Origin of the sequence: Polaribacter sp. WD7 (assembly GCF_003335085.1) — a bacterium.
GTDB lineage: Bacteria > Bacteroidota > Bacteroidia > Flavobacteriales > Flavobacteriaceae > Polaribacter.
Map to the genome: position 1 here is coordinate 76835 of NZ_QPEJ01000016.1, position 24006 is coordinate 100840.

Genomic DNA, 24006 nt, shown 5'->3' on the forward strand with positions numbered 1-24006 from the left:
AATATAAAAGACACAAATGGAGTTTAATAAAATTATATCGGTAACTGGCAAACCAGGATTGTTTCAAGTAATCTCTCAATCTAAAAATGCAATTATTGCAGAATCTTTGATTGATAAAAAAAGGTTGGCTATAAATGCAACTCAAAATGTCAGTTTGTTAGAAAATATTGCTATTTATACTTATGAAGAAGACTTGCCTTTATGGAATGTTTTTAAAGCAATAAACGAAAAAACTGAAGGTAAAGCTGCTATTTCTCATAAAGAAAGTGGTAAAAAATTAGAAGCTTTTTTCTTAGAGGCATTGCCAAACTATGATGAAGAAAGAGTGTATACTTCTAATATAAAAAAGGTAATTCAGTGGTATAATATTTTGGTAGAAGCTGGTATGGACTTTACAAAAACTGAAGAAACCACAGAAGAAACAGAAGCAGAAGCTTAATGAATTCTAGAAAAGATCAGTTAGCTGCAATAAATAGGTTGTTAGATATTATGGACGACTTAAGGGTAAAATGCCCTTGGGATAGAAAGCAAACTTTAGAAAGTTTGCGCCATCTTACAATAGAAGAAACCTACGAGCTTGCTGATGCTATTTTAGAAAATGATTTATCGGAAATACAAAAAGAATTGGGCGATGTGTTGTTACACATCGTTTTTTATGCAAAAATTGGTAGCGAAAAAAATGCATTTGACATTGCTGATGTTGCCAATAGTATTTGTGACAAATTAATAGACAGACATCCTCATATTTATGGAGATGTTAAGGTTGAAGATGAGAATGATGTAAAACGCAATTGGGAGCAATTAAAATTAAAAGAAGGCAAAAGTTCTGTTCTAGAAGGCGTTCCTAAAAGTTTACCTGCAGTGGTAAAAGCCAATAGAATTCAAGATAAAGTAGCTGGTGTTGGTTTTGATTGGGAACAACCTGAACAAGTTTGGGAAAAAGTTCAAGAAGAACTTGCTGAGTTAAATGAAGAAATTGCAAAAGGAAACCAACAAAATATTGAAAAAGAGTTTGGTGATGTGCTTTTTTCTATGATTAATTATGCGCGTTTTATTGGAGTAAACCCAGAAAATGCTTTAGAGAAAACCAATAAAAAATTTATAAACCGTTTTCAGTTTTTAGAAAAAGCGGCTAAAAAAGAAGGCAAACAACTCTCTGAAATGTCTTTGGCAGAAATGGATCTGTATTGGGAAAAATCTAAAGCGCTTTATAAGTAATTTTTAGTTTTAAGTCCTCGATACTATTTTTAGTGAACTCAAAATTACTAGAACTGACAACTATTTTTTCTTTGGATAAAATTGCGATTCTAAAAATCCTAACCCATATCCAAAAAACTGCGTTAACGTAGTTAATATGCTTAAAAAGGCAACTCTAAATCCGTTTTGAAAAGCGGAGTCTATAAACAACACAATAAAATAGACATAGTAAATTGCTAAGGGTGTTAAACATCCAAAAATTGCCATTAAAATACTTAGATCTAAACCTAAAATAAATAGACTTGGAAACCAAAAGGTAATTTTTGCTGTTTTTGGGTATTTTCTGTTTAAAATAGGTCTTGCAGTACCGAAACCATAGGTTTGTTTAAAAAACTGTGTGATAGATGTTCTACGTTTATGATATACAAATGCTTTTTCGATTAATTGTGTTTCTAAATTATTTTCCCACAATCTAAACGTTAAGTCGATATCTTCTCCGTTTTTCATTTTAGAAAAACCTTGTGTAATACTAAACGCTGTTTGCGACAGCCCCATATTAAAACTTCTAGGTTGAAATTTACCTACTGCTTGTTTTTTACCTCGAATACCTCCTGTTGTTAATACAGAAGTCATAGCATAATTGATTGCTTTTTGTAATAGTGTAAAACTTTTATCAGCTGCATCTGGCCCACCAAAAGCATCTGTAAAATTAATATCTAATGCTTTTTTTACTGCTGATAAATAATGTTTTGGAACAATAACGTCTGAATCTAAAATAATAAAATAATTTCCTATCGCTTTTTCCATTCCAAAATTTCTGCTTGCTCCTGCTCCACTATTTTCTTTAAAAAAGTATTTTAAATTGAGTTGATTCTGATATTTTACTACAACTTCATCACTTTTTTGGGTTGATCCATCTTCTATAATAAGAATTTCAAAATCTTCTGTAAAATCTTGTTTTATAAGACTTTCTAACAACTCTTCTATTTCTTGTGGACGGTTGTAAACTGGAATGATTATGGAAAAGTTTGTTTTGATATTGTTGGTTATTAGGGTTTAGTTGTAGGTTGTTGGTTGTTGGTTTTTGCTAATTGCTAATTGCTAATTCAAATGTAAGAAATAAAAAAATTGAAAGTTCTTAAATTAAAAACTTTCAATTTTAAATTATTCTAAAAGCTAGCAAAAAAGTTTAGCCCTGATTGAGCGGTCTGTTTGAGCTCTTTTTTAGTGTCAGTTCGAGTAAATTTGTGAAGAATGAACAAATTTGTATCGAGAACAAACTAAAAAAAGCGAGTAGCGAAAGCAGGTTTCTGCTTCTAAAAAAATGATTGCTTCACTTTATACGTAATTACAAGATTTACTTACTCAAATTTTTCCATTACAGCATCACTTACCCCCATATTTGAGAAACCTCCGTCATGAAATAAATTTTGCAAGGTTACTTTTTTTGTTAAATCTGAAAACAAAGAAATGGTATAGTCTGCACAATCTGCTGCGGTGGCATTACCTAACGGACTCATTTTTTCTGCATAGGCAATAAAACCATCAAAACCTTTTACCCCACTACCGGCAGTGGTTGGTGTTGGCGATTGCGATATGGTATTGACTCTTACTTTATGATCTCTACCAAAAAAATACCCAAAACTACGTGCAATAGATTCTAAAAAAGCTTTGTTGTCTGCCATATCATTATAGTCTGGAAAAACTCTTTGTGCTGCCATATAAGTTAAGGCCACTATACTACCCCACTCATTCATAGCCTTTTTGTTGTACAAAACATTCATGGTTTTATGAAAAGAAACCGCAGAAACGTCCCATCCTTTTGTAGTGAAATCGTATTTTGGGTCTGTATATGGTTTTCCTTTTCTAACATTTACAGACATACCAATAGAATGTAATACAAAGTCTATTTTGCCACCTAGAATTTCTATAGATTTTTCTACTAAGTTTTCTAAATCTTCCATAGAAGTTGCGTCTGCTGGTACAATTTGAGAACCTGTTTTTTCTGCCAAAGCATCTAACTGACCCATTCTCATAGCAATTGGCGCATTGGTTAATACAAACTCTGCACCTTGTTCATGTGCTTTTTCTGCTACTTTCCAAGCAATAGAATGTTCATTTAATGCTCCGAAAATGATTCCTTTTTTTCCTTTTAGTAAGTTGTACATATTGTGGTTATTGGTTTATCGTTGTTAGCTATTAGTTGTTTGTTTTTGGTTTTTGGTTGTTGGTTTTCTAAATAGGTAAAAAGCTCATTTAGAAATGATTATTCTTTGTTCTTTGTTCTTTGTTCTTTGTTCTTTGTTCTTAAAACTAATTCAATAATTCTTTTGCATGTGTAATTGCAGAGTCAGAGATATTTTTACCACTTAACATTTCTGCAATTTCAACAACTCTTTCTTCTTTGGTTAATTGTTTTAAATTGGTGGTGGTTGCTCCATTAATTTCCTTTTTATACACCTTATAATGGTTGTTACCTTTTGCTGCAATTTGGGGCAAGTGTGTAATGGCAATTACCTGCATATTGTTACTCATTTGCTGCATAATTGCTGCAATTTTGTTAGACACTTCACCAGAGACACCTGTATCTATTTCATCAAAAATAATGGTGGGTAATTGTGTGTTTTCTGACAACACCTTTTTTACAGACAACATTATTCGAGATAATTCTCCGCCAGAAGCTACTTTTTTTAACTCACCAAAATTGCCTCCTTTGTTAGCGGAAAATAAAAATTCTAGTTCGTCTTTTCCGTTTAAAAAGTAAGATTTTGAGGGTTTTATTTTGATGGAAAAACGTGCATTTCCCATACCTAAATCTGTCAATAAAGTTTGCAACTCTTTTGTTAGTTTGGGTATTGCGCTAATTCTTGCTTTAGAAATTAAATCAGCTACTTTGTCTAATTTAACGGTAACCTCTTGTATTTCTTTTTTCTTTTGATTGATGATATCTTCTGCAGATATTACTTGGGCTACTTTCTGAGAGAGCTCTTCAAAAACAACTAACAGTTCTTTATTTGAACTTACATAATGTTTTTTCTGTAAATTGTACAAAAGTTGCAATCTATCATTAATTTGTTCTGCTTCATTTGGGTTAAAATCAACATTTTCATTTGCCGTTTCTAACTCTGCTACAATATCATCTATCTCTATTTTAACAGATACAACTCTTTCTGATATTTCTTGATATTCTTTAGAAAAATTAGCAATTTTAGACAATCTACTTTCTAGCGTATTTAATAAATTTTGAATCCCTATCTCTTCATTTATAGAGATTTCTAAGGCTTCTGACAAATTGAGTTTGATTTCTTCAATATTGTTCAGCTTCTCTAAAGTAATCTCTAAATCTTCCTGTTCATCAGCTTGAATCTTAGCTTCCTCCAATTCTTTAAACAAATGCAAGTTATAATCATATTGTTGGTTTGCATTTTGTTGTTCTTCTTCTAAACGTAAAAGTTCCTTTTTTAATTGATTGTATTGCTGATATCCTCTTTTATAAGATGCAATTCTTTTTGAATTATCAGCTAATGCATCTAAAATGGAGAACTGAAAAGTAGCATCAGACAATTGCATGGTTTGATGTTGCGAGTGCACATCTATTAACCGCGTTCTTAATTGATTTAAAACTGATAATACAACTGGGGTATCATTAACAAATGCTCTAGATTTACCTGATGGTAAAATTTCTCTTCTGATGATGGTTTCTGCCTCATAGTCTAAATCTACTTCTTCAAAAAAGTCTTGTAAATTATAATCTGTAATACTAATTTTTGCTTCAACTACACATTTTTGTGAAGTGTCTTTTAATGAAGATAAATCTGCTCTATTACCCAAAACCAAACCTAAGGCACCTAGTAATATAGATTTTCCTGCTCCGGTTTCTCCTGTAATGATGGATAATCCTTCAGAAAAATCAATAGCTAAACTATTGATTAAAGCGTAGTTATTTATAGAAAGTTGCTTTAGCAAATCGACTAATTTTTATGGACTAAAATTAGTGAATTTAAAATAAAGAAAGAAAAAGTTTTATGTATAAAACTAATTAATATTCTTCCACTTAGAGCTGTTGTTTGGAGATATTTTTTGCAAAACTTTAGTCAATCTATTTAATTTTCTGGTTTTGGGGCCTTCTGAATAGATATTCACAATTTCATCTGACTTGGCATCAAAAAAGACACGAATTAAATAGTTACCAACAGTCTTGTTAAATAAATTTTCCATATAAATTACGGCATCTTCTACAGTTTGTTTGGCAAACGTTGGATTTGAAGAAAAGTTATCTAAACCTTTTCTATGGTAGTTATATATGCCAATTCTAAAGTCTGATAATTTTGATGAGAGTAAATTGTCAATCAATAAAAAACGATTCTGTTTACCAACAACATTCTGCCATGAAGACAATCCACTTTGTTGAGCTTGCAACATTGCATTTTGAGCTTCTTTTAAATAAGGTTCACCTGCTTTTAATTTAAATGAATCTGCATCTACACCCAAAATAATATTTACATAAAAAACAATAGTAGATACCAAATTACTGTCAAATGAATTTATATTGTAAATCAATGGTTCAAATTCATTATAACTAAAATTGAAATCATTATCTCTTATATTTAATAACGGAGTTTCATAGGTTGCACCGTAAACAGGTCTTGTAGATTGAATCTGCAGATCTGCATCAAAAGTATTATCATTTCTCGAGTTGATGATAATGTTCATTGCGCAATTAATACGCTCTTCTGGCTTTACTTCTCTGTTGGTCCATTTTGTTTGATTGATAAACTCCGCAAGTGCTTGCTGTAACGTTTTAAAAACCTGTGTATTAGAACCTTGAACTTGATTGTAATTGATATTTACCAGACAATTTAGTTCTTGAGCATTTGTATTAATGGTTAACAATAACAAGGCAAAAAGAAAAACTAATTTACGCATTAGGATGTTTTAAATTGTTTTTGATACTATTTTTATTCCTAAAATCATTATAACTGACAGACCTTTGGTACACCAAATAAATTTAAAAAAATCAAATTTGTATCAAGAAATTTTTAACTTAATTTACTGATAATTTCATTCATAATATCTTTAGCTACTGCTACTTTAGATTTTAATTCGAATGATTTTTGTTTCAAATCTTTGTCAATAATAGTAATTTTATTTGTGTCTGTAGCAAAACCTGCTCCTTTATCTTGCAAGGAGTTTAAGACAATAGCATCTAAATTCTTTCTTTGTAACTTTCCTTTTGCATTTTCCAATTCGTTATTAGTCTCTAAAGCAAAGCCTACTAAATATTGATGTTTTTTAATTGCTCCTAAAGATGCTAAAATATCTTTTGTAGGTGCTAGCTGTATCTCTAACGAAGCATCTTTCTTTTTTATTTTCTGAGATGCACTATTTTTTGGTGCATAATCTGCAACTGCAGCAGAAAGTATAGCTATATCTACGCTGTTGTAATATTTGTGTGCAGCAGCATACATTTGGTTTGCTGATACTACATCTATCCTATCTACAAATGAATGTTGAATTTTTTGATGACTTGGCCCTGAGATTAAAATTACTTCTGCACCTAAATTAGCTGCAGTGTTAGCAATGGCAAAACCCATTTTACCAGAAGAATGATTTCCTATAAAACGAACCGGATCTATAGCTTCATAAGTTGGGCCTGCTGTAATTAATACTTTCTTACCTTTTAAAGGTAATTTAGACAAAACATCTTTTTCTATAAAAGACACAATATCTTCTGGTTCTGCCATTCTACCTTCTCCTACCAAACCACTTGCCAATTCTCCTGAAGTTGCAGGAATCATCACGTTTCCAAAAGATTGTAATTTATCTAAACTTTGTTTTGTAGAGTTGTGTTTATACATATCTAAATCCATTGCAGGTGCAAAATATACAGGACATTTTGCAGACAAATAGGTTGCCAACAACAAGTTGTTGCAAGTACCATTTGCCATTTTAGATAAAGTATTTGCCGTAGCCGGAGCTATTAAAAAATAATCTGCCCAAAGCCCTAAATCTACATGATTATTCCACAATTCGTTTTCATCTTCTTTATCATAAAAAGTAGAGTGAACTGGGTTTTTAGAAAGTGTAGATAATGTAAGTGGAGTGATAAAATCTTTAGATGCAGGAGTCATAACAACTTTAACTTCTGCACCTAATTTTATAAATAAACGAACTAAACTAGCCGTTTTGTAGGCGGCTATTCCTGCTGTTATACCAAGAAGTATTTTTTTACCGCTTAAAACAGACATTATTCTTCGTCAGGAGTTCTAAAGTACACTTTGTCGCTTAACCACTCTTCTACTGCAATAGCTGTAGGTTTTGGTAATCTTTCGTAAAATTTAGATACTTCTATTTGTTCTTTGTTTTCAAAAACCTCTTCTAAACTGTCATTATACGTAGCAAATTCGTCTAATTTCTCAACCAATTCCTTTTTTAAATCTCCGTTTATTTGAGTAGCTCTTTTAGCAATGATAGATATTGCTTCGTAAATATTTTCTGTAGGAGCTTCAATTTCACTTTTGTTATAAGTGATTGTAGATATTGCAGCTTTAGTATCTTTATAATCCATAATCCGTTTTTATTATTTCTTTAATGAGTTTTGTAATTCTAGTTGTTTTGCTATCAAATCTTCAGCGTCTTTCTTCTCTTTTTGCAAAGTAGCTAACATTTCATCAGCTTCTTCCATAAATTGAGATTCTGGAAAGTTTCTTTTTAGTTTATCATAAGCCTCTATAGCGTCGTCTGCTCTCTCTGGTTTTCTTCTTACAGTACTTTTCAACACAAAATCATGAGCTGCTTTTAACCTGTAAAACAAAGCTTCTTCTTTAAATTCTGAACCTAAATAATCTGCCAATAAATTATCAAAAGCTTGAATAGCTGCTTTGTAGTTACGTAAATCGTAGTCTGCAGTTTTGTAATATGTTTTGGCAATTTCAAAGTATTTTTTTTGTAATTTATACCTTAAATCTTTGTAATGATTATTGGCTTCTTCAATTTTATCTGAATTAGGATAAGTATTGATGAAATTCTGAAAAGCTTCTAGCGCTTTGTTTGTATCTGTGGGGTCTAAACTAAAACTTGGAGATGCCAATTTATAACTGTAAGCAGATAAGTACGCAGCTTCTTCTTTTTTAGAGCTTTTGGTATAATTTTTTGTAAAACGATCAAAATAATACCCAGAAAGTGCATAACTTTTTTCGTTAAAATTTGATTGCGCAACCATAAAAGCAATACGTTCCATCTGTGGTTTACCTCTGTATGAAGGTGTTATCTTTTCAAACAAACGCAATGCTTTAGCGTATTTTTTGGTTTCATACATTTTTACTGCCAATTTATACTGTTCTTCTACAGTACCTTTGTTTAGCACTTTTTGATACTCTCCACAAGAAGAAAGTAGTACTAAAGTTAGCAATAAAAACGATATTTTTTTAATTTTCAGCATCGGGCAAAATTAGTAATTTATTATGGATTATTAAAACGATATTTTGTCTAAAAAATTGTACTACAATAATCTGCAAAAAAGCTTCAATAAAGCATTTTGCCATACTAAAAATTTGTTAATCTTAAAATTTAAGGCGTATTAACTAAACTAAAAATTAGTTACAAACTTTGCTATCTTACCTTGTAATTGAGAAGACGCTTTAACCAAAGGCAACCTTACATCATTGTTACAAATATCCAATTCTTGTAAAACAGTTTTTATTCCAGCAGGATTATTTTCTTCAAAAATATAATCAATAACATCCATCATTTTAAAATGAATATCAAATCCTTCTTTAGCATTTCCTTTCAATCCATAATTAATCATTGTAGAAAATGCTTTAGGAAAAGCTTGCCCAATAACAGAAATAACTCCAGAACCTCCTGCTAAAGTTACTCCAAATGCCAAATCATCATCCCCAGAGATAATTAAAAAATCTGCTGGTTTGGCTTTTAATAAGGTATAGTATTGTTGTTGGTTATTCCCTGCTTCTTTTACAGCTACAATATTACTGAAGTCTTTTGCCAAACGAAGTGTTGTTGCCGGCTCCATGTTTTTGGCAGTTCTTCCTGGTACATTGTATACAATAATTGGTAAATCTGTAGCTTCTGCAATGGCTTTATAATGTTGGTAAAATCCTTCTTGAGTTGGTTTACTATAATAAGGAGCAACAGACAAAATACCATCAATCCCTGTAAAATTTCTTGTTTTTAATTCTTCTACAACCAATGCTGTGTTGTTACCTCCAACGCCTAAAACTAAAGGTAAGCGACTGTTATTTGTTTTTATAATAACATCTATAATTTCTTGCTTTTCTTTTGGGGTAATTGTAGCACTTTCACCAGTTGTACCATTAATAACAAGGTAATCTGTACCGTTTTCTATATTGTAATTCACCAACTTAATAAGTGCGTCAAAATCTACACTTAAATCTTTTTTAAATGGTGTAATTAAAGCTACTCCCGTGCCAACAAATTTTTGCATTATATTCTATTTAAATATGCAAAATTACAATTTTAAGATTGATTTTAATGATAAACTTTATAAAGTTAATTGAGAATAAACAATTTTAAAATTATAGTTTAATTTTAGAGTTTATTTAAAATAGAAAGGTATTTTTTTAATTCACTAGAGAACTGCTGAATATCAATAGTTTCTAAAGAAAAATCGATATCAAATAGTTTATAATTTACTTGAGAAAATCCCACTTTAAATGAGGCTCTAGATTGTAAGGTCGCTAATTCTAAATATAGATGTTTGTCATCAAAATACGCGATTAATAAATCAAAAGGTTGTTCTAAAAAGCTTTTGAAATTTTGTTGATGAAACTCACCTTTCCAATTCACATCTTTTTCAGAGAAATGCCTATAAGAAATCTCTTCTGTTTTATTAAATCTTCTAAAACTATAAATTTTAGTGTTTCTAACTCCTAGAGTGGATTCAATTTCAGACTGTAATTCTAATTGAGAAGATACCTTATCTGTAGTTAAAATTCCTATAGATTTAATTTTATCCTGAGAAACAACTCTATTTTCTTCATTTTTTTTAGATAACTTTGAGATTGTCTTGCGTATTTTTTTCTCTTTAAGTTTGGTAAAATTCATCTTTTGCTATAACTAAACTAAGGTAAAAATAAGAATTATTTATCTACTATTTCTAACAAAATTAATTGATTTAATTGTTTGCCATAAATCTGAAAATTATCATCAGAAACTAGTAATAAAGATTGGTTTCCGTTGGATAATTTAGGACCAAACGTGATGCCTTCTATATTATCTACAATACCTTCTGTAAGCTGATTTCTAATATCATCAAAATCTAAAAGTAATCTTTTTTTTAATGGATAAAACACGTTATCTACAAGCGCCTCTATTTGTAAAGTATTTGTTGTGTTTTCGTCTACTGTAGCCTCAAATATTTTAATGGTATTGCCATATGCGCCATATCCATTCTGATAAATTCTTTCTACGACTAAAAAACTATTTTTTTTATATTCTAGTATTGCTGTAACTCCGTTTAAATTTATATTTCCTTTAGGTGGTTTTGGTATCGCTTCTAATTGATATGCGTATTGATGAATTGCTTTTTTCGTGCTTTTATGTATATATGTAATTCGTATCGGCGAATTAGTTTTTTGAAAACTTGCCTCTTTACCATCTGACTTTAAAACACCTTCCATAGCTATCCAAAAACCATCTTTATGTATCGCTCTTGAAGAAGCTTCAAAAGCTGCATTGTGTTTAATGTTTTTTAGATTTGATAGATGTTTAGGTAAATGAAACCTTTCTAAAAAAATACCTTTTTTATCCACTTTAAAAACAGAGGGTAATTTCTTTTTTTTGATTGACCCTTCACTTACTAAGTAAATATTTTCTTTCTCATCAACAAAAATAGATTCTAAATCTAGGGTATTATTGTTAAAAAAAGTATGCTTGGATTTCTCTAACAATACAACATCTGTAAAATGTACGTTTTGAATTTCACCATCGTTAATTTTGATTTTTGCTGATATAATTCTTGGATTTTGCGCATCATCTACCACAAAATAAAAGGTATTATGCGCGTAATCGATTCCAGACAAACCACCAACAATGGTATTTTTAAAGGTTAGAGAATCTTGAATTATAAATTCGTCTAAATAGTTAAGTTTTACCTGTCCTGATACAACGTTTAAAAAACAGCAAAAAACAATTAAAAGGAATACTATTTTTTTCATTACAATAGTTTTAACAAAGTTATGATTTTGTAAGTATACTTTATATGTATCGTCTACAAATTAAATCAAACAATAATGAACACAAAGTTTCTTTTTACAATTAAATCTATTGCAGCTATTATTATGTTACAAACTTTGTTTTATAAATTTAATGGTGCAAAAGAAAGTGTAGATCTCTTTACTAAATTAGCTGGAGACAATGAGGCTATTATGAGAATAGGAACTGGTATTTTAGAATTAATTGCTTCTGTATTACTATTTGTTCCTAAAAGGATTTGGCTAGGAGCTTTTTTAACTATAAGTCTTATGGGAGGTGCTATATTTTCTCATTTGACAAAAATTGGAATCACCCATAATAATGATAGAGGGTTACTTTTTGGGTCTGCTATTTTTATCTTTCTTACAGGAATTATAATTTTAGTTTCTGAAAAAGATTATATTCCTTTTTTAAAAAAATAAGCTACTGTAGTTCAGATTCTTATTATTTTTTTAAATAGTATTTCTTAAAAAAAACTTAAAAAAACTTGCATTATCTATTTTTAGTTTATACTTTTACATTGTAATTAGTAATAATTATACCTTTTAACCCCTAAATCAATAAATATGAAGTAAATTTATTTTGAGTCATTCCCCTAACTATTAGAATCCCCTAAACTAATAATTGACAAAAAAATAAAAAAGTAATATCTATTAATTTAGAACCAAAAACCACTACTAAATGTAGTGGTTTTTTTATTTATTCTTAAAAATCTTTTTTTTACGATAAATTTTCAAACATTTTTATAGGTGTGTCTTTGTTCATAATGACTAGTGTAATATAATTCATTACTCCAAAAATTTTTTGGTAGTTTATATCTTAAAGGCAATTTTCATAGTTGACGAATATCACTAAAAAGGTAAAACATTAAAATTTTCTTCATCATTTAACTTATAATTCTATCAGTTATTTTTTATCAATTGTTCGTTTTGCTCTCTTTATTATTTTTTGAGTTTCCTTTGTAGGTGAATCTATTTTCCATTTTTCACAAAGACCAATTACAAAATCAGGTCTTGTTTTACTGGCATCATTCAACCAATTTCCAACACTATTTTGAACGTAATTTGAAGTATCTGATTTCAAATTTTCAAGAATAGGTAAAGCTACTTCTGGAGTTTCTTTTAATTTTTCTATATGTTTACACCATACACCTCTTGGTCTTGTTGACTCAGTTGTAAATCGTCTTATATTTTCATCTCTATTTTTTGTCCAACTACTTAAAATATTTATTGATCTTTCTAAATTGCTATCAATCTCAGGGCGTAAAGCCATCCAAACAACCTCTCTTACTCCAAAATGAGTGTCTGCCACTAATTTTTTGGACTGATTTAGTTTTTCGTTTATGCTTAATTTATCATTCAAAGACTTAAGGTAAGGCGCGTAGCAACGAATAGTATCTGATATATGAGAACTTAATTTATTGAAGATAGAGTTAATTTCTGTTTTATCTGAATACAGTTCATAAATTACTGATCCAACTAATTGTATTGTACTCATCGTAGAAGGCTTTTTTTGAAATTTTATTTTTTCACAAATCGCTACTATATTCTCAGCTGAAATTCCAATTTCTAAAAAATTTGTATGTATAAGTTTTAGATGATCAACAGCTAGCCATTCTGTTAAATTGACTGATTCAATATAACCTTTATTTAATAGTTCTAAAACTTCTTTTGGAATGTCTTGCGTTTTTATAGCCCCTTTACGATTGAGTATTTCTTTATTCATCTTAAAGTTTTACTAATTGACAAAATCTATGATATTATACTAAGTATTTATTTTATTAAAACCTTTTGTTTACAAATATTTTACAATTTTCTTCTATTATCTTCAGACTTTGTATCTATTAATTTATTGTATGGATCTACACCTACTTCTATTGGTTTTTGATCTACAATTATTGTAATTTTATTGTAAATGCTTGTTATTTTATGTTTTTGCAAATACAACTCTTTTACCTTTATTTCTCCATCAACTTCTTCTTCTGTAAAAATTCCAATATCTATATAATCTGCAAGAGGTACAGATAATATCGGTTTTTTCATTTTGTCTGATTTGTAGGTCAATGTATCTCCTACTTGCTCTCCATAATAACGTTTTCCTTTTTCACTATTTCTGTATTTAGACACTTCAAACTCAATTTCTACTTCATATTTTCCATTATCCAAAACTGTTGTTTTTGCATCTAACACTCTATTTCTATATAAAGTTATCGTCTCAAACATATCTTTGATGATATAATTTAAAGAATCTGGAGTTACCTTGCGTATATAGTCTACCATTTCTATAGAAGTTGTGTAAGGTGGTTCTTGAAATTTTACTTTTTCTACATACTTTTTCAATGCTCCGTTTAACTTTTTTTCTCCTATGTAATCGCTTAAAGCATAAAATACTAAAGAACCTTTTTGATATCTAATGTAACCTTGTCCGTCATTATACATTAACGGTTTTTCTCTTTTAGTTTCTAAGGTCCTTTGTAATAAATAGGCATCTAAAGCCTCTTTTAAAAATGTTCTCATTTTGTCTTTGCCATGTTCTTGCTCTAACACTTTTAAGGCTACATATTCTGATAAGCTTTCTGATAACATCGTGGCTCCTAAAACATCTGCCCCTATTACTTGATGTGCCCACCATTGATGCGCAACCTCATGCACTGTAATGGTAAATGGGTAGTTTACACCATCATCATTGCTATCATCTACATCTGCAATAAAACCTACGCCTTCTGAAAACGGAATAGTATTTGGAAACGATTGCGCAAAACTTCCGCCAGTTCTTGGAAACTCTATAATTCTAGTTTGTCTATGTTGATACGGACTAAAATTTTCTGAATTGTAATCTAATGATGCTTTCATTCCTTTCATCATTCTATCTAAATTGTACTCATGTCCTTTATGATAATAAATCTCTAAACTTATACCTTTGTACGTTTCCTTTTTCACCTGATACCTAGCAGAATTGAATGCATAAAAGTTTAAGATTTTACTATCCATTTTATAATGGTAGTATTTACGATTGCCATCTTCCCATTCTTTTTGTAAATAACCTGGTGCTATAGCTATTTGATCTTTAGAAGTAGATACTGTTGCTTCAAAATCTATCCAATCTGAATCTTTTGATATGTAAGTATTTCCTAGAGCTGTTGAATCTGAAGGATGAGGACGTAAATTGTTAGGAGGCAAATTGTATTTCTTACGTGTTTTATTATCTGTTAATTCTGCCCTTGGCGAATATCCTAAAGACGGAAACATTTGAAAATTATTGATAAATGTTCCGTTTTCTCTAATTGGAGATTTTCTTCTATAGGTTGTATTTTGCTTACTTTTTACTGCAATAGACAATTGTAGTGTGTCTCCTGGTAAAATTGGTGTATCAAATTTATAAATATCAAAATGTTGAATAGTATCCTCTAAAACCAAGGCATTGGTTTTGCTAAATTCAAATGAACTTTCTAACGAATTATGATTTAAAAATACACTATCTATAGCCTCTTCTGTTTTATTAACCATAGTATAGGTTGCTGATGCATTGTAGGTTCTTTTCTTTGGAAAAATATGAACCTCTGTTGAAACTGCCACTATTCTAGGTTGTGCGTATTTTTCATATTTTTTATACTCTTTCTCCCATTTAACCGCATTTAATTCAGCTTGTTTTGCAGATGTTCTTTTTCCTTTAACTCCAGTTTCTTTATAAATTGAAAATCCTACAATTAAAAAAGCTACAGAAAATACAATAAAACCAACAGCTGCTACTCCTTTGCATCTTGATTTTACGATAGACAATCGTTCTGATGCCGAACTTAGAATACCACGAACCCAAAAGAAAAAAGACAATACCAATAAAGATAAACCACCAAGAATCCAATATAGTTTGTAAGATAAATATGGCGTTAAAATTCCATATCCGTTCATGTCTGAATATCTAAAACCAGGACCTTCATTGTATTTAAAAATAGCTTGTTCTATACCTGCCAAAGACAAAAATGGCGTACCAATAGAAACTACTAATAATATAAATAAACCCAAATATGGGTTTCTAATTAGCGTTTGAACAAACATCGCCAATAACAACCAAATAAAATAATTAAGGAAATTTAAAACATACAATTCGTATAGGTAATGGCCAATTTCAAAATTGTAAAATCCTTTATAGATTTGAAATGAAACACCCGCTAACATTATAACTCCCAATAATACTATTTGCATTTTTACTAATGCAAGCACCTTAGAGAGTAAAAGCGTCCAATTAGGAACTGGAGTTGCATCTACTAAATGGTCTGTTTTACTAATTTTTGCTCTAGCAATTAACATACCTGCATACAAAAATGTACATACATTAATTGCTATTTTAAACACACCTCCAATACTTATCATTTTCCAAGTCACAGGTAAAGTAGCTGTTCCAAATAAATTGCCAATTTCAGATAAACCAACAATCATTAAAACCAAACCTACCAAAACAATAGAAATAAATGCCCAACTTTTTACAATGTATTTAAAATCTAATATAGATAACCTCCACATTGTTGTAAGGTTTTGCACAAAAGAATAATCATACGTTACCTTGGGTAAGATAATTTTTGTAATTCCGCTAAAATTAGACTTTGTAATTCTTTTACCTTTCTGTTTTTTGAACGAGAATGAAATTGCGTTTTGACTAAATGTAAATAATTTGTACACCAACCCAAAAATTAAACTAGAAATACCCAACCATAACAAGCGATTGTATATTACCATCTCTTTAATTGGGATTTGTAGTTCATTCTGCTCAGACATTGTCCAATATTTCGTGTAGTAGCTAACTGCACCACCTCCAAAAGGGTCTAAAATTGCAAATAAGCCTCTTTGTTCTGGCTCAGACAATATACTTTCTAAAACCCCTTGTGCAAAAATCAATACAATTACTGTAATAAAACCAGCTGCAATATTTCTAGAAAAAGTAACCACAGCAAAAACTATTGCCCCAAATAAAAATACGTTTGGTAAAATAAATACAAAATACGTTTTTATATAAGTTGTAAACTGTAAAGGACCAACAATATCTTGATTTGTTCCTGGAAAACGAAATCCAACAATCATACCCAGAGCAATACACAAAACAATTAAAGTAATAACTACAATACCACTGCAAAATTTAGCAAATAAGTAATTGGTTTTGGTAAATGGGTATGAATACAAAATAGTATGCATTTCACTCTTATAGTCTCTGTAAATAGACACCCCAACAATAGAAGGAAATAAGAAAAATATAAAAATGGTTAATGCATTGAAAAGAGTTGACGTACCGTAAGGAGAATTTACAATTCGTGATGAGCCTGTGGTTGCTGTAACAGAATCAAAAAGTCCTGCTGTTGCAGAAGATAAGAAAAATGCCAATAATAAAAAGATGGCTGCATAAATATAAAAAGCTGGCTTATTGAACCAGTATTTTAATTCTTGTTTAAAAATAGTTGAAAACATATTTTAAGGTGTATAAGTTGAAGTCTGTATTTGTGTTGTTAAAACTAGAAATATTGTATTACACTAATTCTGGTTCATCTTTTTGTAATGCCATAAAATACACATCATCTAACTGTGGTTTGGCTTGCACAAATTCTCTTGATGGTTTTTCTACTGAATATACCCTAATGTTAAGCGTATTGTCTTGATTATAACTAGAAGATAAAATAGAAAACTTTTTTTCTTCCATTTCCAAATCGTCTCTGTTGATGGTTTTAGTCCAAATAACACCTTCTATTTCTAACGTAGCTTCTTGCGGAGTTGTATGTTTTAAAATTTTACCACCGTTTAAAATGGCCATTTCATTACACAACTCTTTAACATCTTCTACAATATGTGTAGAAAAAATAACGGTACAATTGGTACCAACTTCTCTTAACACATTTAAAAAACGAACTCTTTCTGCAGGATCTAAACCTGCTGTAGGTTCATCTACTATTATTAATTTGGGGTTGTTTAAAAGCAATTGTGCTATACCAAAACGTTGTTTCATACCTCCAGAATAACCAGCTACATACTTTTTTCTAACGTCATATAAATTGGTAATTTCTAATACTTCTTTTACCAAAGCCTTTCTATCAGATTTTTTAGCCACTCCTTTTAAAGTAGCAAAATAATCTAATAAATCTTCTGCAGACATTTTTGGATACACTCCAAAAGATTGTGGCAAATAACCTAACACTTTTCTAAGAGACATGTTGTCTTCTAATACATTAATATCACCAAAAGTAATGCTACCAGAATCTGGACTTTGAAGTGTTGCAATAGTTCTCATTAAAGATGATTTTCCTGCACCATTAGGCCCCAACAAACCAAACATTCCTGTACCAATTTCTATGCTCAAGTTATCTATTGCTTTTACTCCATTTTTATACGTTTTAGTCAAATTTTCTATTACTAATTTCATGATACCAGGTTTTGTTTTATTTCTTAAAAGTATGTATGCTAAAAATCTATTTCAAAATCTTATTTAAGAAAAATAAGAATTATACATATGTGTAAAAATAAGAACTTTTGTTACACCTTTTTGTGATTATTTTAATTGAAATGCTAAAAAATCGTTTTATTTTTACGTCTATATCTTTTGAGTATTAAAATAAAAATCTCAAATCAATTTAAATTTAACAAACAGAAAATATGGCAGAAAAATCAATTTTAAATCAAAAGTCATTAGATTTTTTAGAGACCTATTTAAATAATGCGGCTCCTACAGGCTACGAGTGGGAAGGGCAAAAAATTTGGATGGAATACCTAAAACCTTATGTAGACACCTTTATTACAGACACATATGGTACAGCTGTAGGGGTAATTAATCCTGATGCAAAATATAAAGTAGTTATAGAAGGACATGCTGATGAAATTTCTTGGTACGTAAACTACATCTCAGACAATGGTTTAATTTACGTTATTAGAAATGGAGGTTCTGACCACCAAATTGCGCCAAGTAAAGTAGTACATATTCATACCAAGAATGGTATTGTAAAAGGTGTTTTTGGTTGGCCAGCTATACATACAAGAGACAAATCTAACGAACAAGCACCAAAACCAGATAATATTTTTATTGATGTAGGTTGTGCTACCAAAGAAGAAGTAGAAAAATTGGATGTTCATGTAGGTTGTGTTATTACGTACCCTGATGAATTTCATATTTTAAACAATGATAAATTTGTTTGTAGAGCTTTAGATAATAGAATGGGCGGATTTATGATTGCTGAAGTTGCACGCTTGCTTAAAGAAAACAAAAAAGAACTTCCTTTTGGTTTGTACATTACAAATGCTGTTCAAGAAGAAATTGGTTTGCGTGGTGCAGAAATGATAACGCAAACAATTAAACCTAATGTAGCTATTGTTACTGATGTTACACATGATACAACCACCCCTATGATAGAAAAGAAAAAAGAAGGTCTTTTAGAATTAGGTAAAGGTCCTGTGGTAGCTTATGCGCCTGCAGTACAACAAAAATTACGCGATTTGGTAATCTCATCTGCTGAGGCTAAAAACATTCCTTTTCAACGTTCTGCTTTGTCTAGAGCAACAGGTACAGATACAGATGCTTTTGCTTACAGCAATGGTGGTGTTGCTTCTGCGCTTATCTCATTACCATTGCGTTATATGCATACTACGGTAGAAATGGTACATAGAAGTGATGTAGAAAATGTTATTAAAATGATTTATGAGACATTACTAAATATTAAAAACGGAGATACTTTTTCTTATTTTGAATAATTAAAACCTCTTTTTAAATAAATAGAAAAGACCCTATAAAATTGTATCGAGAAATCTCAAGTAAAGAAGTTCTCGATACATTTTTATGTGTTTTTTTCATATTCAACATGCTAAAAAGACTTTTAGCACTAAAACCTGAATAATTATTACAAAAAAACTTACTTTCTTTACATTTTAAAATGCAACATCAAAAACACTTATTTACTATTCCTGATGATATTACCTATTTAAATATCGCTAGTCAATCACCTAGTTTTATTGCTGTTGAACAAGCAGCTATAGCCGGTGTTTTAGAAAAGAGTCATCCTTATAAAATTACAACAGAAAGCTATTTTGAGCCTGTAAAAGTGGTGAAAAAACTTTTTGCAACATTGATAGAGGTTAATGATTATAACAGAATTGCCAACATACCTTCTGCTTCTTATGGTATGGCAACAGTTGCTAATAATGTAGTTTTGCAAAAAGATGATGAAATTTTATTGGTAGAAAGTCAATTTCCAAGCAACTACTATATTTGGGAGAAATTAGCACAAAAATTTGAGGCTAAACTCAAGATTATTGAGATGCCTAAAATTACTGAAAATCGAGGAAAAAATTGGAATACAGCTATTGTAAACGCCATTTCAGAAAAAACAGCTCTTGTTGCTATTGGTAACATTCATTGGGCTAACGGAACCTTATTTGATTTAAAAAATATCAGAAAAAAAACCAAAGAGCATCATGCACTATTGATTATTGATGGAAGCCAATCTATAGGTGCTTTTCCTTTTTCTGTTAAAGAAATTCAACCAGATGCGTTAATATGTGCGGGTTACAAATGGCTTTTTGGCCCTTATGGATCTGGGTATGCTTATTTTGGCAAGTATTTTGACAACGGAAAACCTTTAGAAGAAAACTGGACAAACCGTTTAGACAGTGAAAACATGAGCGCTTTAACATCTTATCAACCTAAATACAAACCTCTTGCAAATAGGTATTCTGTTGGAGAGCATGCTAATTTTATTCATATTAAAATGCAAATTGCTGCACTAAAGCAAGTTATTGAGTGGACACCCGAAGCCATTCAAGAATACTGTAAAGTAATTACCGTAGACGCTGTAAAAAAGCTGAAAGCCTTAGGGTGTTTTATTGAAGATGATGATTTTAGAACCCATCATTTATTTGGTGTTGAATTGCCAAAAAACCTAGATATTGATTTATTGAAGAGTAAACTAAATAATCATAAAATTTTTATTTCTTTTAGAGGAAATTATATTAGACTTTCTTGTCATGTTTACAATACAAAGGCTGATTTTCAAAAACTAATCAACTGTATAGCATCTTGCTTATAAATGGACGAACTTATAGATATTTTAACTCCTGAGGGTAAACCAACAGGAAAAACAGCACTAAAATCTGAAGCGCATCAAAAAGGGTGGTTTCATGCCACTGTTCATATTTGGTTATTTACCAAAGACAGAAAAGTATTACTGCAAAAAAGAGCGTTGAGCAAAAAAGTTTTTCCTGGTTTGTGGGATATCTCAGTTGCAGGACATATTGGCGCTGGTGAAGGTATTTTAGAAAGTGCTAAAAGAGAAGTTTTTGAAGAAATTGGACTTGATTTACAGCAAGAAGATTTCATTAAAATAGGTACTAGAATTCACCAAGTACAACACGCAAACGGAATTATAGATAATGAGCACCATCATGTTTTTATTACTGAATTAAAAGTTGCTGTGGAGCAGTTAACCATTCAAAAAGAAGAAGTTGACGCTATACAACTCTTTGAATTGTCTGTTTTAAAAGACACAAAAAACCTAGAAAACGTTTTGCTCTCTAGGTTTCATGATTATTATGTTTCTGTTTACACAGCTATTCTAAATCAAATGCAATCATCTTAAAAACTTTGATGATTGCTTTTAGACAAAGTATCTCATTATCTACTGTGGCTTCTCAAAAAAAGATGCTCCTAAACTAACCTCACTGAGTAATGGTAATGTAAATTCTGTAGCTGGTCTTGCAGGAGTTGTTGGGTTTCCATTATCATCTTTTTTATACCAAGTTATTTCTTTTGGTAAAACTATTCCGTTCGTATTTTCCCATTTGTTATATCTTATAATATTGTATTTTTCTGAAGGCTTTTTAGAATTAAATGTTACCGTATACGCCAACCATTCCATTTGATAAGTATTAGGATGATAGTATATAATGTAATAGTCTTCTGGAGAACTCCCAATATTGGCTTCATATGAAATTTTATATCCAGGATATTCTATGTCATCAAAAGAAATAGCAGGTACTTTGTCATATGTTATACCGTCATCTGCCAAAACAAAAGGCATTGCATAAAAATAAAAATAGAGATTGTAGTAAAATTCTGGATTCCCTTTAAAAGAACCTTCTACTTCTTCATCTAACCAAACATTTTTACCATCAAAACCTAAAGAATATTTTGGAGAGTTAATTACTGTTTTTCTAGAGTATAAATCTGCTGTATGCACCTCTTCCCCTTTGTTAAAAGAAAGCAACTGTATCTTTCTCCAATTTTCTATACCTCCATGTTTTTTAAAAACTTCACCCAATTCGTTTGGAAAACTCTCTTTTATGGTTGTTTTGACTTTACTTTGTTCTGCTTCCTTTTTAGATTCGTTTTTACAAGAAATCATAAAAATTAGAACGCATAATACTAGTATTTTTTTCATTTAATGATTGTTTTATTTTCTGGTGATTACAAAGAACGAAAAATAGATTTAATTGTATTGTAAATAATATCTTAAAATAACCTGAGTACAACTTAAGAAAATACGCGTCAAAAAAAGAACTAATAGTCCGTCTTACTTTTATGTATTTTACACAACTTCTAAAAGTTGAATTTACCTAAATCTTAGCTTGATACGTATACAAGTCAAAATACCTTCCTTTGGCTTCAATTAATTGCTCATGCGTTCCTCTTTCTGCAATTTTACCGGCTTCAATTACTAAAATTTGATCTGCTTTTTTAATGGTACTTAGCCTGTGTGCAATTACAATAGTTGTTCTGTTTTTAACCAATTCTGACAAACTTTTCTGAATTAAAGCCTCACTTTCGGTATCTAAATTAGAAGTAGCCTCGTCTAAAATAATAATTTTTGGATTTGCCAAAATAGCTCTTGCAATAGCCAATCTTTGTCTTTGCCCTCCAGAAAGTTTTACTCCTCTTTCTCCTATTAAGGTATCTAAGCCTTTATCAAATCTGTCTGTAAATTCGTTTACATAGGCTGCTTTTACCGCATTTTGTAACTCTGCCTCTGTTGCATTGGGTCTTGGAAAAAGAATATTTTCTCTTATAGAGCCTTCAAATAAAAACTCATCTTGCAACACCACTCCGAGGTATTTTCTGTAGCTTGATAACTTTACTTTTGATAAATCTTGATTGTCTATGGTGATGGTACCAGAATTCGGATTTAAAAATGTGGCAGATAAACCTGCAATGGTAGATTTTCCAGAACCAGAACTGCCAACCAATGCAGTTACAGATCCTGCAGGAACTTTAAAACTAATGTTGTGCAAGACTTTTTTATCTTCTTCATAAGCAAAAGAAACATCATCAAAAACAATTTCTCCCTCTGTGTTATTTAAGACAATATTTCTTTCTAGGTTATCTTCTTCAGCAGTTTTGTTCATTAACTCTTCTGTTCTATCTAAACCTGCTAAAGCCTCTGTTAATTGACTTCCAATATTACTCATTTGCACAATAGGTGCAATCATAAAACCTAAAATTAAGGTAAAAAACAAAAACTCTCCAGATGTCATATCGCCTTGAATCATATAATACCCTCCTATACCCATAATTCCTGTAGTGGCCACACCTATTAAAAAAGTGGATGAGCTAGTCATTAATGCAGTTGCTGTTAAACTCTTTTTTACATTTTGATAGAGTTTTTCTACTCCTTTTTCAAAAACTTTATTTTCTTGTTCTTCTGCATTAAACGCTTTGATTACTCTTACACCAGCTAACGTTTCTGTTAACCTACCTTTTACCTCTGCATTAATTTTGCCTCGTGTTCTAAAAATTGGACGGATAAATTTAAAGGCTTTTAACGCTACAATACCGAAAATAGAGATTGGTAAAAAAACAAATAAAGTCATCCACGGATTTAAATTTATTAAAATGATCAAAGAAATAACTGCAGTAATGGTACCGCCTACCAACTGCACCAAACCTGTGCCTATTAGATTTCTAACCCCTTCTACATCACTCATAATTCTAGAAACCAATGCACCTGATTTTGTATTGTCAAAAAAACTAATAGGTAAAGACAATACTTTTTTTTGAACTTGTGCTCTTAATTCTGAAATTAAGTATTGTGCCTGTACACTTAAAATTCTTGTTAAAAGAAAAGAGGTTACAGCTTGTACTAAAATTGCACATAATACAATACCTATTAAAGAATATAATTGTTGCATATTTTTATCTGGCACAACCTCATCTAGCAAAATTTTACTCTGCCAAGGCAATATTAAACCTGCTAAACTTCTAATTACTATTAAAATTAAACCTATAAACACTAAGTTTCTTCTAGGCCAAATAATGGTTTTAAAGGCTTTACCTATAGAAACTTTTCCTTTATTTTTTTCTTTTTTAGAATCTTTGAGATGTTGCATAAATGGTGTTGAGAATATTGAGTTTTAGCGCTGTAAATTACTGTGTTTATAGTAAGTATGTAATATATTAGCAAAAGTACGATATATAATAAAAACCTCACAAATTTAAAAAGGTGTGAGGCTTATTCTATACCAATTGATTGGAAAGTTTTTCAAAAAAGTTTCAAACAAGTTTAGCCCCGATTGCAGTGGAAATCCTCTGAACTTGTTTCAGAGATTGTAACGGAAAGCG

21 protein-coding genes are annotated in these 24006 nt (G+C 30.5%); 6 read left to right on the forward strand and 15 right to left on the reverse strand.

Annotated elements, in window-relative coordinates:
* The first annotated feature begins 16 nt into the window (after positions 1-16).
* Entirely contained in the window at positions 17-439 is a 423-nt protein-coding gene (locus DUT90_RS04390; RefSeq protein WP_114425765.1) for a DUF5606 domain-containing protein, read from the forward strand.
* The gene (gene mazG, locus DUT90_RS04395; RefSeq protein ID WP_114425767.1) at positions 439-1218 is read left to right on the forward strand and encodes a nucleoside triphosphate pyrophosphohydrolase; all 780 of its coding nucleotides are present in this window, start codon (positions 439-441) and stop codon (positions 1216-1218) included. Before DUT90_RS04390 ends, mazG begins: the two co-directional genes overlap by 1 nt.
* A gap of 60 nt (positions 1219-1278) precedes the next feature.
* Here the strand turns inward: mazG and DUT90_RS04400 are convergent, their stop codons facing one another.
* From DUT90_RS04400 to DUT90_RS04445, 10 genes are all read right to left on the reverse strand, one after another.
* Positions 1279-2247 (reverse strand): glycosyltransferase, encoded by a 969-nt coding sequence (locus DUT90_RS04400; RefSeq protein ID WP_309477131.1) that lies wholly within the window; start codon positions 2245-2247, stop codon positions 1279-1281.
* 311 nt (positions 2248-2558) lie between these two features.
* Complete coding sequence (locus DUT90_RS04405) at positions 2559-3365, reverse strand: enoyl-ACP reductase (RefSeq protein ID WP_114425771.1); 807 nt, start codon at positions 3363-3365, stop codon at positions 2559-2561.
* A 145-nt stretch (positions 3366-3510) separates the two neighbouring features.
* The gene (gene recN, locus DUT90_RS04410) at positions 3511-5163 is read right to left on the reverse strand and encodes a DNA repair protein RecN (RefSeq protein ID WP_114425773.1); all 1653 of its coding nucleotides are present in this window, start codon (positions 5161-5163) and stop codon (positions 3511-3513) included.
* Positions 5164-5232: 69 nt separating this feature from the next.
* Positions 5233-6123, reverse strand: coding sequence for a DUF4835 family protein (locus DUT90_RS04415; protein WP_114425775.1), 891 nt, complete (start codon positions 6121-6123; stop codon positions 5233-5235).
* Positions 6124-6236: 113 nt separating this feature from the next.
* Entirely contained in the window at positions 6237-7445 is a 1209-nt protein-coding gene (gene coaBC, locus DUT90_RS04420) for a bifunctional phosphopantothenoylcysteine decarboxylase/phosphopantothenate--cysteine ligase CoaBC (RefSeq protein ID WP_114425777.1), read from the reverse strand.
* Positions 7445-7765, reverse strand: coding sequence for a DNA-directed RNA polymerase subunit omega (locus tag DUT90_RS04425; RefSeq protein WP_114425779.1), 321 nt, complete (start codon positions 7763-7765; stop codon positions 7445-7447). Before DUT90_RS04425 ends, coaBC begins: the two co-directional genes overlap by 1 nt.
* A gap of 12 nt (positions 7766-7777) precedes the next feature.
* Positions 7778-8638, reverse strand: coding sequence for an outer membrane protein assembly factor BamD (locus DUT90_RS04430; RefSeq protein ID WP_114425781.1), 861 nt, complete (start codon positions 8636-8638; stop codon positions 7778-7780).
* Positions 8639-8785: 147 nt separating this feature from the next.
* The gene (gene dapA / locus DUT90_RS04435; protein WP_114425783.1) at positions 8786-9661 is read right to left on the reverse strand and encodes a 4-hydroxy-tetrahydrodipicolinate synthase; all 876 of its coding nucleotides are present in this window, start codon (positions 9659-9661) and stop codon (positions 8786-8788) included.
* Positions 9662-9765: 104 nt separating this feature from the next.
* The gene (locus DUT90_RS04440; protein ID WP_258848498.1) at positions 9766-10281 is read right to left on the reverse strand and encodes a DUF6913 domain-containing protein; all 516 of its coding nucleotides are present in this window, start codon (positions 10279-10281) and stop codon (positions 9766-9768) included.
* A gap of 35 nt (positions 10282-10316) precedes the next feature.
* Positions 10317-11393, reverse strand: coding sequence for an esterase-like activity of phytase family protein (locus DUT90_RS04445; protein ID WP_114425784.1), 1077 nt, complete (start codon positions 11391-11393; stop codon positions 10317-10319).
* Positions 11394-11468: 75 nt separating this feature from the next.
* Between DUT90_RS04445 and DUT90_RS04450 the strand changes: the two genes are divergently transcribed.
* Positions 11469-11852 carry a DoxX family membrane protein gene (locus DUT90_RS04450; RefSeq protein WP_114425786.1) on the forward strand — a complete coding sequence of 128 codons (384 nt, stop codon included), beginning with the start codon at positions 11469-11471 and terminating at the stop codon, positions 11850-11852.
* A gap of 484 nt (positions 11853-12336) precedes the next feature.
* Here the strand turns inward: DUT90_RS04450 and DUT90_RS04455 are convergent, their stop codons facing one another.
* From DUT90_RS04455 to DUT90_RS04465, 3 genes are all read right to left on the reverse strand, one after another.
* Complete coding sequence (locus DUT90_RS04455; RefSeq protein WP_114425787.1) at positions 12337-13155, reverse strand: DNA alkylation repair protein; 819 nt, start codon at positions 13153-13155, stop codon at positions 12337-12339.
* Between the two features lie 80 nt (positions 13156-13235).
* A complete protein-coding gene (locus DUT90_RS04460) occupies positions 13236-16886 on the reverse strand; it encodes a M1 family aminopeptidase (protein ID WP_114425789.1) in 3651 nt (1216 codons plus the stop codon).
* Between the two features lie 58 nt (positions 16887-16944).
* Positions 16945-17832: an ABC transporter ATP-binding protein gene (locus DUT90_RS04465; protein WP_114425791.1), complete on the reverse strand. Its 888-nt coding sequence runs from the start codon at positions 17830-17832 to the stop codon at positions 16945-16947.
* A 230-nt stretch (positions 17833-18062) separates the two neighbouring features.
* On the opposite strand from DUT90_RS04465, the gene DUT90_RS04470 reads away from it, so the two are divergent.
* From DUT90_RS04470 to DUT90_RS04480, 3 genes are all read left to right on the forward strand, one after another.
* Positions 18063-19151 (forward strand): M42 family metallopeptidase, encoded by a 1089-nt coding sequence (locus tag DUT90_RS04470; RefSeq protein WP_114425793.1) that lies wholly within the window; start codon positions 18063-18065, stop codon positions 19149-19151.
* A gap of 179 nt (positions 19152-19330) precedes the next feature.
* Entirely contained in the window at positions 19331-20482 is a 1152-nt protein-coding gene (locus tag DUT90_RS04475) for an aminotransferase class V-fold PLP-dependent enzyme (RefSeq protein ID WP_114425795.1), read from the forward strand.
* Positions 20483-21031: an NUDIX domain-containing protein gene (locus tag DUT90_RS04480; protein ID WP_114425797.1), complete on the forward strand. Its 549-nt coding sequence runs from the start codon at positions 20483-20485 to the stop codon at positions 21029-21031.
* 39 nt (positions 21032-21070) lie between these two features.
* Here DUT90_RS04480 and DUT90_RS04485 read toward each other — a convergent pair whose 3' ends face one another.
* Both DUT90_RS04485 and DUT90_RS04490 read right to left on the reverse strand, forming a co-directional pair.
* Positions 21071-21832: a DUF6503 family protein gene (locus DUT90_RS04485; protein ID WP_114425799.1), complete on the reverse strand. Its 762-nt coding sequence runs from the start codon at positions 21830-21832 to the stop codon at positions 21071-21073.
* 175 nt (positions 21833-22007) lie between these two features.
* Complete coding sequence (locus DUT90_RS04490) at positions 22008-23774, reverse strand: ABC transporter ATP-binding protein (protein WP_114425801.1); 1767 nt, start codon at positions 23772-23774, stop codon at positions 22008-22010.
* Positions 23775-24006: the final 232 nt, after the last annotated feature.